This is a genomic window from Priestia sp. ST2 (assembly GCF_055810735.1).
Genome location: NZ_JBVVNT010000002.1, coordinates 188,334 through 201,025 on the forward strand (window position 1 = coordinate 188,334; position 12,692 = coordinate 201,025).

Genomic DNA, 12,692 nt, shown 5'->3' on the forward strand with positions numbered 1-12,692 from the left:
ATTATGTAAACGTATTCATTCTTTGTTTTCACGAAAAATAGGAATTATATGTTAAAATGGTACAAAGTTGGAATTGTCTAGAAGAATGGTAGAGAGGAGGAAGGCAAAAGTGAAGGCTCTTATAGCAATAGGCCTTATTTTTTGTTGTTTAGTAGGGTGCAGTTCTAATGCTCAAGTCACCAACGACAAAGAAATGGGGGAGAATATTCAGCAATCATTTGAAAAAAAAGGTGTAAGGTCAGTGGATGTATCGAAGTTAAGTGATTTTAAATGGGAAAAAGGATATTTATTAACAAACAAAAGCAAGAAAGCCGACGTAGAAAAACTTGTAAACGCACCGATCAGTGAAGAGGTAATGAAAAAAATATCTGCTGCTAATCAAATGCTTGTGTTTGTACACGAAGGAGAAGTTGTCCGCTATGTAGAACTACCTCAAGATTTCATAGCGCATGATAAAAACCAACTTGAATTTTCATCTTCTCATTCTGAACTAAAACTTAATAAAAAAAGGGAGGGCAAGCCTATAAAAGCAGGAGATAAAACGTTAAGTTCAGAAGATGCTTTAGCTGTAGAATCAATTATGAAACAAATTCAATGGAAAAAAGCTGATTACAGCATCGCTCTTGATCCAGATGTACAGCTTACTTATGAAGGAGTCGTATACAATGTACGATTCACCGCCGAGAGTGCGGAACTTACTTCTAAAAGAAGAGGGGTATACGGTAAAGTAACAGGAGAAACAGCACAGCAGCTATATGACCTATTGATGTAACCTATTGATTTATCAATAGGTTTTTTTGTGCACATATTTTTTAAATTTACATAAAATGTCTTACTGTTATTGACATTAACGTTAACGTTAATCTATAATAGTAATATAGAGTTGACGTTAACGTTAATGTTAAAGGGAGGTGAAGGGGAAAGCATGTATTTAATCGATGACGTGACGAAAATGACCGGTTTGACCAAGCGTGCTCTTCGGTATTATGAAGAGATTGGACTCATTTTGCCCCCGCAGCGTACAAAAGGAAATGCACGGATTTATTCCGAAGAAGAGGTAAAAGAACTAAGAAAAGTAGCAGAAGCAAAAGAAGTTCTTGGTTTTTCTTTACAGGAGCTGCAGCAGTTTATGTCGCTCAAAAGAATGATTGAAGAAAGAAGTCAGCAGCAAGGATTATCAGCGAAAGAGATAACTAAAATAGAAAATTTACTGGAAAATCAAATCAAGATGATTGAATTTAAAGTGGTTAAAATGCAGGCATTTAAAACAGAATTAAAAGAAATGCGAGAATCTGCTATGGAAATACATGAAAAAACAAAAACAAAAGGAGAGATGAAAGAGTGGAAGGACAGCATTCAAATAACCGATTAGGTCAAATTATTACGGTAGTAGCTACTTTTTTAGCATTTATGGGAATCGGGGTAGTAGATCCGATTTTACCGGAGATTGCTAAACAAATTGGAGCTTCTCATTGGCAAGTAGAAATGTTATTTACTTCCTATTTGTTAATGATGGCGATTATGATGATTCCAGCAGGCATCTTAGCATCACGTGTAGGAGACAAGCGTTTGATGGTAACAGGACTTATCATTGTGACGATTTTTGCAGCACTATGCGGGTTTTCTAACAATATTCCTCAGCTTTCTATTTTCCGAGCAGGATGGGGACTTGGTAATTCGTTTTTCTTTGCAACAGCTATGACGCTGCTTATTGCATTATCAGGTGAAGTGAAAAAAGCAGTAGGATTATATGAAGCTGCGATTGGTTTGGGAATGGCCGGAGGACCGCTTGTAGGAGGCGTGTTAGGAAATGCTTCTTGGAGATTGCCGTTTTTCGGTACAAGTGCTTTAATTTTTATCGCCTTTATTTTAGTATTAACGATTGTTAAACAGCCTGCAAGCACTAAGCCTCGTAAAGCAGCGGGTTTTAAAGACATGGTAAAACTTTATAAATTAAAACCATTTACTCAAGGCGCTGTATCAGGCATGCTTTATTACTACGGGTTTTTTACAGTGTTAGCTTATACGCCGCTTATTCTATCGATCGGAGCTCTTCAAATTGGCTTTGTTTTCTTTGGATGGGGATTATGTTTAGCTTATGGCTCAGCGGTTTTAGCACATCAGTTAGAGAAAAGATATCAGCCAAAACAAGTGTTACATGTTAGCTTAATTGTTTTTTCACTTATTTTAATTTGTTTATTTGCCTTTGATGCAACATGGTTGCGCATTGTCTTAATCATGGCAGCAGGTCTTGTATCAGGACTTAATAATGCATTATTTACGAGTCATGTAATGGAAGTATCTCCTTATGAACGAGGAATTACATCTGGAGGATATAATTTCTTAAGATGGTTAGGCGCAGCGTTTGCTCCTTTATTGTCAGGAGTTATCGGCAATGCCGTAGCGCCTCAAGCTCCTTTTCTCGTAGCGGCGATTCTTGGGTTGCTAGCTTTTGTTATTATGGTTATAAAAGTAAAAACAACTTCTCAAACGAATGAAGCTGTATCTAAATAAACGTTGAAATAAAAGGCTTTTTCTTGTGAAAAGCCTTTTATTTTGTTTTATGTTATAATAGTAAAAACGTTTTTAATCATAAAAATGAAACTCTATACCAACTTGTACGTATACTTTATATGTACATAAATCTTTTTAGGAGCGTGATGCCCATGGCCACCTGTCAAAATTGTAATCATAAATGGAACTGGAGGACAACCTTTAAACAACTGTTAACATTTAGAAACGTTTTAGAATGCCCACACTGTGACAAACAACAGTATATCTCTGCAAAATCCCAAAAGCGATTATCAATCTACTCATTTGCACCCCTTATTATTTGGCTTATTCTCTCACTATTTGACTTTTCCTTTCCATCCATTGTTGTCGCGGAGCTTATTTTCTTCATAGCAGCGGTTGTTATGATGCCACTTTCTTATGAAGTAAGCAGCGAAGAAGAACCCTTGTGGTAATAGAAAAACCTTCCGTTAAAACGGAAGGTTTTTTTATGCGGCTTTACCGTCTAGCTGTTCTCCGTGATGGCGCTGATAATACACCCACCCAGCATTCAATAGTAGAAGAACACTGGTTGTTAAGAATACGTAAGGAATTCCTTTAGCTCCGGCAATTTGTCCGCCAATGACTGGACCAGCTAAATTCCCAAAATATTGCGCTGTTTGATTATAGCCAAACATTTTGCCTGTAATCGAGTCCGGTACAATTTTCTTTAAATAAGAATTAATAGAAGGTAATAATCCTCCCATTGCAAAACCGAGTAAAAAACGAAGTAAGAATAGCTGCCAAGTACTATGCACAAAGGCCTGTAAGCCGCAAATCACCGCTACGATAAGCAGGCATATTTGAAGCACATTTTGAGGACCCACGCGATCGCTGACTTTGCCAAGTTTTGATGCAGCTAAAATATTTGAAATTCCTGTTGCCGCTACGACAAAGCCTGAAATAAGGGCAAGGTGATCGGTATGAGTAGACAGTTGTTTTACATACAGTGTAACGATTGGCTGAATAGCCATAACTGCAAGCTGCAGTAAAAAAGTTGTAACAAATACACCAATCACGGCCTTTGAATTTTTAAGAGACAGTAACCCAATGTTAGATTCTTTCGTTGTTTTCGCCGTCTCTTTTTTGTCTTCTTGAATTAAATTTACAATTAAAAAAGACAAAAACATAAATGCACCCGTCACGAAAAAGACGTGGCGTAGCCCGATTGTATCTCCTAAGTAGCCGCCTACTAGCGGTCCTAATAAAGATCCTGATACAGCCCCTGTAGACAACGTGCCTAATGCTTTACCGCTGTGCTCTTTAGGTGTTTGAGTCGCTACTAACGTAATGGCTGCAGAGATGAAGCCGGAAACGGCCCCCATTAAAAAGCGCAGTCCGACAAGCTGATAGACATTTTGCACAAAACCAATGGAAGTCATAACAACTGCCATACCCAAGCTTGCGCGAAGGAGCATAAGCTTTCGCCCATATTTATCGGCTAAGCTCCCCCATAAAGGAGAAACAATAGCCGCCATTAAAAAGGTAGATCCAAAGGCAATACCAGCCCATCTGCTGATGGAGCTTGTATCGTGAACTCCCAGCTTTTCAATATAAAGCGGTAAAAACGGAATAACTAAACTCATCCCGGCTGTGGTGCAAAAAGAACCGAACCAGCAAATGTACAAGTTTCGTTTCCATAATTCCATTCTATTTCCTTCTTTCGTTGTGCCGCATGGCGTGAAAACAACAAAAGAGCGAAACCATACGGCCTGCTCTTTTAGCATACATGCAGCATCTTTTTATCAGTTTAAATTATACCATATATCAGAAATATTTAAAAATAAAATGATTCACTTAGTGAACTATTAACGTGAAGTGAAAATAGAAAGGGGTACAGTTTTACGTTAGGGTTTTTTAGCCGCTTGAAGATGGTAATAATTCGTTCTTTTCGGGTATAATGTGGCGTGAAGCGTCCTCAATTTATTTTCGTTTGAGCATTTATTTATAATAGAAGACATATAAAAAGACGGTGGTATGTAAATGACTAAAAAAGAAAATGAATCCATTTATATTCAGCAGCATTTGGCAAATGAACGAACGTATTTAGCGTGGATTCGAACGTCTATTGCCACACTCGGCATTGGCTTTGTTGCAGGCGGCCTACATTTCAATTCCGGAAAAACATTAAGTGAAGCAGCCGATACTCTTATTATTGCTGTTATTATCTTTTCTTTAGCTGCAAGTGCAGGTTTGCTTCTCTTCTCAACCTATCATTATTTTTCAACCCGCAAAAAAATTAACAGCCAAACGTATCAATCTTCTCACGCTTTGGTTATTTTTGTTTTAATGATTATGCTGATGCTGATCGGTGCTCTTATGTTTTACTTTTTTAACATAGCGTAAAAAAGTTTAAGAAGTAAGAAAAAAGGGAAAGCAGTCCCAAAGAATTTATGGTTTTATGAAAGGAAAAGAAGATCTATTAATATGGTGGTAATGGCAGATGTAATTATAATAATATCTTCTTTATGAACCGGCTGTATAATTTTACAGGTTAAATTCTTTGTCAACCGTGGATAATGGAAAAGGAAAGCTTTATAAGCCGAAACTTATCCAATACATGTTGAACATAAAAATTGAATATGAATTTCACTACAGAGTGAAGCGAAAGTAAAGGAGAACGCTGTTATGATTCAAACATCTAAGACCGTTGCCGCTCGTTTTTTTACGGAGCGTTTCTTTGATCAGGCTGCTCAAACAGCCTACTATTTTTTGTTATCTTTTGTACCGTTTATTATCTTTCTTTTTTCTCTGCTGAGTTTCTTTCCAATTGATACAAATAATTTGCTGGTATTTATTGAACCATTTACGCCTAAAAGCGCCTATGACGTAATTGAACGGTCAATTGAAACAGTTAACAATAGCGGGAAAAAGGTTTTATCTTTTAGTTTATTGGCGACTTTTTGGCTCGCATCTATGGCTATACAATCTTTGGTTCGCTCGTTAAATGACGCGTATCATATTCAAAGAAAACAAACGTTTTTGCGCGGTTTAATCAATGATTTAATTTTAACTTTTGGTTTTATGGTTGTGGTAGCTATTTCATTATTTGTACCAATTATTGAAGAGGTCATTCGACATCTGGTACTAACAAAAGTCCATGTTCCTGACATATGGTTTCAAAGCTGGACGACAATTAGATGGGGAATTGGGACATTATTTTTATTAGGCTTTTTTATTCTTTTTTACAAACTGATGCCAAGCGCAAGAGTAACGTGGAAAGATGTACTTCCAGGAGCTGTTTTCTCCACGCTAGGATGGCAAGTTGTATCTACCGGATTTGGATACTATGTCCAGTTTGGAAGCTACTCGCAAATCTATGGTCAGCTTGGAAGTATTATCATTTTAATGGTCTGGTTTTATTTAACGGCCGCTATTTTATTAATTGGCGGTTTAATAAATGGTAATAAGTTCATCAAAGCTCACAAGACAACGTATAGAGACGCGGAAAATGACTAGGGAAACCTAGTCGTTTTTTTTATATTCAGTTTTACAGTTAGAAAGTTTATCAAAAAAATATTGCAGGTAACTATTGAATATCTCGTTTCCTTCCCTTTACACACAACAAAAAAGCAGTAGGAGTTCACGTTGAGATGAGGTGGAAAATTGAATAATTTTAATCGGTTTTTAATCGCAATTATTGGAATTGCAGGACTGATTTGTTCCGGTATGTTAGCACTGATGGTTTATAGGGTTCCTCACCTTTCAAACTGGTTAAAAAAGTGGCGGCATCAGGAGTGGTTTTACTACACAATTTTATCAATAAGCGCATTTTTAGCAGTTATTTTTATTATTTTTCTTTTAACAGGCATATTTAGCAGACCGCCTAAAAAGAATTTAGCAATTGTAACTGGTGAAGGCAAAATAACAATTTCTAAAGCAACGATCGAATCTACAGCTTTACGAGCAATTAGAAGCTTTCAGGGAATACGCTCTCCTGAAGTCCAGGCATCTATTCATTCTCGCAAAGAAAAAGTTAGTCTGTATATCAACTGTTCGTTGTTTGGACGAGATGGACTACCAACACTAGGAAAAGAAATGCAGCTTGAAACAAAACGCGCCGTGGAGGCCTTACTGGAGCTTCCCGTTCACTCCGTCCGTATTGACTTAACAGATACACAAACACGAAAGAAAGAGCGTGTTGTGTGATGAAGGAGGGACATAATGAGTACTCCAGATAAATTGATTGCGTACCGTGGCCGAGTACTTGGTATTCTGGCAGGTTTAGTGTTGGCAATTTTGCTATTAACAATTGGTTTTGGTCCCACGCTGCTAATTGTAGCTTTTATGGGAATTGGTTATGTAATTGGGAAGTGGCGAGACGGTCATTTAGATATAAATGCTTGGGTAGGATTCTTTATTAAAGGAAGATAGAAAATCACTTTAAGGGAGATGTTAATTATGGCAGTTAATGAAACAAATACAGCAGTAAAATCTCAGGAAAATACACATCAAAATACATTAACATTTGAAGATCAAGTCATTAAAAAAATTGCTGGAATTGCAGCTAATGAAATTAAAGGAATTTTATCAATGAGCGGCGGATTTATGAGCGGGTTAACAGATCGCTTCCGCAGCACTGAAGATATCACAAAAGGGATTAACGCTGAAGTAGGAGAAAAGCGAGTTGCCCTTGATTTAAAAGTAATTGTCGAATACGGAAAAAATGTTCCAGCCATTTTCTCTGAAACTGTTAATAATGTGAAAAAATCAGTTCATGATATGACGGGATTAGAGGTAGTAGAAGTAAATATGCATGTAGAGGACGTAATGACTCGCTCTGAATTTGAAGCGAAAACGGATCGAGACAAAGAGCAGGAGTCAAAGAGTGATCTTGAATAAAATATAAGAGGTAAACACTTCCATTCATCATATATTCTTTGTATGATGAATGAGAAGTGTTTTTTTATGGGAGGGAGAATTCTATGATTTTGGTTAGTTCCTGCCTAGCAGGTCAAGCTTGCAGATATAATGGAAGCAGTGCCTTAGTTGAGGAAATTGAAGCGCTCGTTGAAAATAAAGAAGCGGTGATGATGTGCCCGGAACTGTTAGGTGGATTTCACACGCCTAGAGAACCGGCAGAAATTATAAAAGGAACGGGGATAGACGTAATAAACGGAAATGCGCGAGTTATTGAACGATGGGGAAAAGACGTGACAGACATATACATAGACGGGGCCTATAAGGCACTGAGCATCGCAAAAGAAATAAAAGCTACTGTTATTGTACTAAAAGAAAACAGCCCTTCATGTGGAAGTGAACATATATATAACGGGGCATTTTCAAACGTTAAAATAGCAGGTGAAGGGGTAACGACTGCATTGCTAAGAAAGCATGGTTTTATCGTCATGTCCGAATCTCAATTTACAGCTGAAATGCATGGAGACCCATCATAATCAAAAAAAGCGTACACTATATGTGTACGCTTCTTTTATAAAAGCTTATTTACTGTGAAGCGTATCTGCTGTGCTTTCTGTTCGTGTTACCGCATAAAGAGAGCAGAAAAGACCAAGCAAAACAAAAATAGACCCGACCCAGCCGTTATAAATAACAGAGTATTGATTAACGACAATTCCTCCAACATAGGAGCCGATCGCAATTCCTACGTGTGAAATCGCTGCATTAGTGCTGATTAAAATGTCCGACGTGTCGCGTGCACTATGGATAATTAAATTGCTTTGAGCTGGTGAAACCGCCCAGCTGAGCGCACTCCAAATGATCATAAGAAGCAAGAACACAATAAATGGTAAATGAACGCCAAAAGGCATAGCAATCATGCTAACAAAAAAGAGAGCAATCATGGTGATAACAGATGAAGAAGGGTTCCATTTATCAGAAACAGCTCCTCCAAGTCCTCCTCCTGCCACGGCAGCAAGACCAAAAATACCATAAATAATGGTCACCATCGTTGTATTTAATCCTAGCGTTTCTTGTAAAAATGGTGTGAAGTACGCATAAAGCGTTAAATGGCCCGCAAGTACAAATAATGTTGCTAGGTGAATAGCGAGCATCTTTTTATTGCGTAAAGCTTTTACCTGAGTTTTTAACGGTACAATTGGAGCAGGAGCTAGACGCTCCATTGTAAACCAAACGGTAATCATAATAATGGCAGTCAAAATTGCAATCATAACAAATACTTCACGCCAGCCAAGCGCATTTCCAATCAAAATACCAAGAGGAATGCCTAAAACAAGTGAGCCGCTGATTCCCATAAATACGATGCCAATTGCTCTGCCTTGGTATTCAGGTTTTACCATTCTAGAAGCCATTGTGGTAGATAATACAATGATAAAAGAACCGCTCGCAGCAGCAAGAATACGTCCAATCAGTAGCATATAATAGCCCGAACTGTAGGCTGAAAATACATTGCTCAATAAGAAAATAAATAATGTCCACATATAAACTTTTTTACGCTCTATCTTAGCCGTCACATTTAGTAAAATCGGCGCAGACAAGGCATAAACAAACGAATAAATAGAGATTAAATAACCTGCTTTTGCTAATGATACATGAAATGCATCGGCAATTAAGTCTAAGATGCCTCCTAGAATTAATTCGACCGTTCCAACAACAAAGGAAGCAATCGCAAGTATGTAAACTTTTTTATTCATCAAAAAACCCCCTCTTTAAAAAGTTACAACTAGAATAGTAACCTTTTTTAGAAAGGATTTCAATAGGTAATATTAAAAAGGTTACTAATGAATTAGTAACCTTTTTAATATCGCAGTCGAGTAAGCAGCTCCATGATCTCAGAATCTTGAAGAAGCTGCTCTTGATATTTCTTTGTAATATGGGTAAGTGCGACGTCATGATAAAAGAAATCAGCAAAAACTTTTACAAGCGGCTGCGACATGGTTTTTATTGCTTTCCATGTCTCATGTTCAATGCCGGCAAATAAAAGATAAGCATCGTCAACAATAATCAACTGCGACGGCTCAAGGTTTTTATGATCATCTATTGGATTTAATGTATGTAAATGTTTGAGGGCAGTCTGCAAGTTTCCTATGGTTAAGACCTCGACGTTTACGCCTTGTTTCTCTTTTTCTTCTAGCAATGAGCGGTAATGTTCTAACTCATCATTCCATGCGGATAAAATAATAGAAGATTCCGCTTCGTCAATCAATTGTTCAATGTGAGCAGAAATAGAGGATTTATCTTTTAAACTCCAAACATGATCATCTGTAAACGTTTTTTTAATTTTATATGTTTTTAATTCATTAATATCATTTTCAAAATCAGCAGTAAGTTTTTGAATGACGGTTTGAAGGGCTACCGCTGAGTAAAGTTTCTTTTTCCCGGACAATGTATTTACTACAATACCTTTATCAATTAAACGATTAAGCACTTCATAAATTTTTGCTTTTGGAACATGCGAATACGTAACAATCGAACTAGCATCCAGCGGGCCATCATTCGCAAGCAGCGCTTCATATACTTGACTTTCATACTGAGAAAAACCAAATTTTTGCAGCATAATTTTCTATTCATCATCCTTTCTTTTTTTAAGTATATCACGGTTTGTAAAAGTATTACTAATTGTATCAGATGTAATAATCTTATTAAACTATGTTCTAAATAACCATTAAAAATAAAATAAGCTATTAAAGAATCTTTATTACAGTAGAAATATTTTTAACCATATACTTTCTATACTAAAACACTCAACATTGGGTAAAGAAAAGAAAGAGGTGAAAAAAATGAAGAAAAATGAAAAACTACTGTTGAAAAAAATGAACATAAAACAGCAAAGAGAAGTAGCTGCTCAGCTTGAAGACGTACTGGATTCCTTACTGTCCCTTGAAGAAAAATTATGCTCAGCACCTGATAATAGCGAGTGGCTCTCTTTACAAGCTCAGCTTGAAAAAAGAGAACATGAGCTGAAATTCAAGCATAAAATGCTGTGCGAAGAATGGACAGCACTATAAAAGACAGGCATTTTGTCTGTCTTTTATTGCATCTAAATTTTCATCACTCGAATAGGGCTAACCATCAAAATAGCTAAAATAATCATAAGGTAAGGGTTTACGTAATAAAACATGCCAAGCAGGGCGATAATTAGAGCGGGAAAAGGAATAGGAAGCCCTATAAAATAACCTATGGTTGGATTTGCACTAAATTTAGCTAATCTTAATGCGCCCATGCTTGGATAAATCATAAAAGCGAGTACGGTTAGCCAAGAGTGGGGAGAAAGAGTATGAAATAGCATTGCAGGCGCTACGCCAAAGCTTATAATATCAGCCAAAGAATCTAGCTCTACACCAAACTCACTGTTAACTTTCAGCTTTCTCGCAATTTTGCCGTCAAATAAATCGAAAAAAGCGGCTAGAAAAATAAAAAGAGCAGCTAAGCGTTCGTAGCTATTCATATTAAAAGCTATGGAAAATACGCCGCTTAGCAAATTTCCAATCGTAAAGAGATTCGGAACCCATTTTAACAGTCGAAGAATCAATGTCATACAACCGCCTTTCACTGTGTGTACGATTAGTGTAACTGTTAAATCGGATTATTATGTGAGGTGTTAGATAAAAAAGAAGGTAGTATTGAAACCTGGCTGTCGTTCCTGTAATATATATCGTATAATACGATAATAACTAAAAATACGATATAAAGGAGTATGATCATGAAAGTAGAGGAGTTAAACAGCTATTGGACGTCTATTTATTATCATTTGCACTATACGCATCAAGAGAAAATTACACACCAAACAATACGTCTTTTACAGCATATAGATAAATCAGCTTCGGTTGGAATAAAAGAAATTGCGGATTATTTACACGTTTCGCATAATACGGCATCTGAACACGTAAAGAGAAATATTGATAAAGGGTATGTATATAAAAATAGAGATATCCATGATGAAAGAAAAGTAATTCTGCATTTAACAGAAGCAGGAAAAGACCTATTAAAACGGAATTCAAGCTTGGATGAAGAAAAAGTATCAGCTATTTTACGTGAAATGACAACATCTGAAAAACAGCTGATTCAACAGGGTTTTCAGTTATTGAGCGAACGTGCAAAACATGTATAGTATCATCAAAATTTTAATGTCGGCTCTTATTATTGCAGGGGTAACAGAAATGGCCAAAAGATTTCCGACATACGGTGGAATTGTGGCTGCCCTTCCAATTGTGAGCTTACTAAGTATTATATGGTTATCAGTGCAAGGAGAAAAAAAGGAAGTGGTCAGTCAGTTTACACTTGGCGTTCTTTATGGACTGCCAGGCACTATTTTACTACTTGCTGTCGTCTATATTTGCTTAAAAAACTCTCTTCATTTGTTTATGAGTTTATCCATAGGAGTTATGTGTTGGGGCCTGTTTTTAGGCCTTCAAAAGATAGTGGTTAAACTAATTACTACATAAACTATTGGAATTTAATCCAATTTTCTGTAAAATAAAAGTCTAAGTGAAAGATAGGAGCTGAGTAGAGTTGAGTTTAGCAGAGAAAAAGTTAGGAATTGACCGAGTTGTTTTTATCGGCAGAACGTTTGAAGAGTATAGAGCTATGTTTAATTTGAATGAAAAGTATTTAAAAGGAAAAAAAGTGTTAGATTGTGCTAGCGGGGCCTGTTCTTTCACTGCTCATGCCATGCAGCAAGGTACGGAGGCTACTAGCTGTGATATTGCCTATAAATTTACGGCAGAAGAGCTTGAAAAGAAAGGAAGCCTGGATTTAATTCATACGATGAATCAAATGCAGCACGTACAGGAACAGTATGTGTGGAAGTATTTTTCGTCTATTGATGATTTAACTGAACATCGAAAAAGAGCACTAAAAGATTGTATTGCTCATATGAAAAAGAACCCCGAAGCCTATCAGTACGGAGCACTTCCTAATTTGCCGTTTCAAAAGAAGGAGTTTGATTTAACGCTTTGTGCAAACTTTTTATTTATGTACAGCGACCGGTTAGATTATACGTTTCATTTAGAGGCTTTAAAAGAACTGATACGCGTTACAAAAGAGGAAGTACGTTTGTTTCCTTTAACGAATTTAAGCGGCAAGATTTCTACCTATTTGCCGCAGCTGTTAGAAGAGATTGCGCCTCTAGTAAAAGGAACAGAAATAGCAGACGTCCCGTATGAATTTCAAAAAGGTGCCAATCAAATGCTGAAAATATATGTATAACAAATATAACGAAAGCC

The 12,692-nt window shown here is 36.8% G+C and carries 18 protein-coding genes; 14 read left to right on the top strand and 4 right to left on the bottom strand.

Features of this window, described 5'->3' with window-relative positions; translation table 11 throughout:
- The first annotated feature begins 109 nt into the window (after positions 1-109).
- The 4 genes from AC0KUU_RS07330 to AC0KUU_RS07345 all read left to right on the top strand — a co-directional run bounded on the left by AC0KUU_RS07330 (position 110) and on the right by AC0KUU_RS07345 (position 2,966).
- A complete protein-coding gene (locus AC0KUU_RS07330) occupies positions 110-772 on the top strand; it encodes a hypothetical protein (RefSeq protein ID WP_322552093.1) in 663 nt (220 codons plus the stop codon).
- Between the two features lie 153 nt (positions 773-925).
- Positions 926-1,372 (top strand): MerR family transcriptional regulator, encoded by a 447-nt coding sequence (locus AC0KUU_RS07335; protein ID WP_043982869.1) that lies wholly within the window; start codon positions 926-928, stop codon positions 1,370-1,372.
- Complete coding sequence (locus AC0KUU_RS07340) at positions 1,342-2,514, top strand: MFS transporter (RefSeq protein WP_043982867.1); 1,173 nt, start codon at positions 1,342-1,344, stop codon at positions 2,512-2,514. Before AC0KUU_RS07335 ends, AC0KUU_RS07340 begins: the two co-directional genes overlap by 31 nt.
- Before the next feature lie 152 nt (positions 2,515-2,666).
- Positions 2,667-2,966, top strand: coding sequence for a TIGR04104 family putative zinc finger protein (locus tag AC0KUU_RS07345; RefSeq protein WP_016764349.1), 300 nt, complete (start codon positions 2,667-2,669; stop codon positions 2,964-2,966).
- Positions 2,967-2,999: 33 nt separating this feature from the next.
- Here AC0KUU_RS07345 and AC0KUU_RS07350 read toward each other — a convergent pair whose 3' ends face one another.
- Positions 3,000-4,199: a multidrug efflux MFS transporter gene (locus AC0KUU_RS07350; RefSeq protein ID WP_043983117.1), complete on the bottom strand. Its 1,200-nt coding sequence runs from the start codon at positions 4,197-4,199 to the stop codon at positions 3,000-3,002.
- Between the two features lie 334 nt (positions 4,200-4,533).
- On the opposite strand from AC0KUU_RS07350, the gene AC0KUU_RS07355 reads away from it, so the two are divergent.
- From AC0KUU_RS07355 to AC0KUU_RS07380, 6 genes are all read left to right on the top strand, one after another.
- A complete protein-coding gene (locus tag AC0KUU_RS07355) occupies positions 4,534-4,896 on the top strand; it encodes a YidH family protein (RefSeq protein WP_043982866.1) in 363 nt (120 codons plus the stop codon).
- A gap of 282 nt (positions 4,897-5,178) precedes the next feature.
- The gene (locus AC0KUU_RS07360) at positions 5,179-6,009 is read left to right on the top strand and encodes a YihY/virulence factor BrkB family protein (RefSeq protein ID WP_014459853.1); all 831 of its coding nucleotides are present in this window, start codon (positions 5,179-5,181) and stop codon (positions 6,007-6,009) included.
- Positions 6,010-6,156: 147 nt separating this feature from the next.
- Positions 6,157-6,699: an alkaline shock response membrane anchor protein AmaP gene (gene amaP / locus AC0KUU_RS07365; RefSeq protein WP_043982865.1), complete on the top strand. Its 543-nt coding sequence runs from the start codon at positions 6,157-6,159 to the stop codon at positions 6,697-6,699.
- Positions 6,700-6,714: 15 nt separating this feature from the next.
- Positions 6,715-6,924: a DUF2273 domain-containing protein gene (locus tag AC0KUU_RS07370; protein ID WP_043982864.1), complete on the top strand. Its 210-nt coding sequence runs from the start codon at positions 6,715-6,717 to the stop codon at positions 6,922-6,924.
- Positions 6,925-6,951: 27 nt separating this feature from the next.
- On the top strand, positions 6,952-7,392 hold the full coding sequence (locus AC0KUU_RS07375; RefSeq protein WP_043982863.1) for an Asp23/Gls24 family envelope stress response protein: 441 nt from the start codon (positions 6,952-6,954) through the stop codon (positions 7,390-7,392).
- Between the two features lie 83 nt (positions 7,393-7,475).
- On the top strand, positions 7,476-7,946 hold the full coding sequence (locus AC0KUU_RS07380) for a 2-thiouracil desulfurase family protein (protein WP_322552092.1): 471 nt from the start codon (positions 7,476-7,478) through the stop codon (positions 7,944-7,946).
- Positions 7,947-7,991: 45 nt separating this feature from the next.
- Here the strand turns inward: AC0KUU_RS07380 and AC0KUU_RS07385 are convergent, their stop codons facing one another.
- Together AC0KUU_RS07385 and AC0KUU_RS07390 are read right to left on the bottom strand one after the other, a co-directional pair.
- On the bottom strand, positions 7,992-9,161 hold the full coding sequence (locus tag AC0KUU_RS07385; RefSeq protein WP_043982860.1) for an MFS transporter: 1,170 nt from the start codon (positions 9,159-9,161) through the stop codon (positions 7,992-7,994).
- Positions 9,162-9,265: 104 nt separating this feature from the next.
- A complete protein-coding gene (locus AC0KUU_RS07390) occupies positions 9,266-10,024 on the bottom strand; it encodes a TrmB family transcriptional regulator (RefSeq protein ID WP_013083389.1) in 759 nt (252 codons plus the stop codon).
- A gap of 223 nt (positions 10,025-10,247) precedes the next feature.
- On the opposite strand from AC0KUU_RS07390, the gene AC0KUU_RS07395 reads away from it, so the two are divergent.
- The gene (locus AC0KUU_RS07395; RefSeq protein WP_016764339.1) at positions 10,248-10,475 is read left to right on the top strand and encodes a hypothetical protein; all 228 of its coding nucleotides are present in this window, start codon (positions 10,248-10,250) and stop codon (positions 10,473-10,475) included.
- Between the two features lie 32 nt (positions 10,476-10,507).
- Here the strand turns inward: AC0KUU_RS07395 and pssA are convergent, their stop codons facing one another.
- Positions 10,508-10,999 (bottom strand): CDP-diacylglycerol--serine O-phosphatidyltransferase, encoded by a 492-nt coding sequence (gene pssA / locus AC0KUU_RS07400; RefSeq protein WP_170959531.1) that lies wholly within the window; start codon positions 10,997-10,999, stop codon positions 10,508-10,510.
- A 171-nt stretch (positions 11,000-11,170) separates the two neighbouring features.
- On the opposite strand from pssA, the gene AC0KUU_RS07405 reads away from it, so the two are divergent.
- The 3 genes from AC0KUU_RS07405 (at position 11,171) to AC0KUU_RS07415 (ending at position 12,675) form a co-directional block, all read left to right on the top strand.
- Complete coding sequence (locus tag AC0KUU_RS07405) at positions 11,171-11,578, top strand: MarR family winged helix-turn-helix transcriptional regulator (protein WP_162214341.1); 408 nt, start codon at positions 11,171-11,173, stop codon at positions 11,576-11,578.
- Entirely contained in the window at positions 11,571-11,912 is a 342-nt protein-coding gene (locus tag AC0KUU_RS07410; RefSeq protein ID WP_114895586.1) for a DUF3147 family protein, read from the top strand. The genes AC0KUU_RS07405 and AC0KUU_RS07410 overlap by 8 nt, the downstream gene beginning before the upstream one ends.
- A 67-nt stretch (positions 11,913-11,979) precedes the next feature.
- Complete coding sequence (locus AC0KUU_RS07415) at positions 11,980-12,675, top strand: SAM-dependent methyltransferase (protein ID WP_162214340.1); 696 nt, start codon at positions 11,980-11,982, stop codon at positions 12,673-12,675.
- The last annotated feature ends 17 nt before the right edge of the window (positions 12,676-12,692 follow it).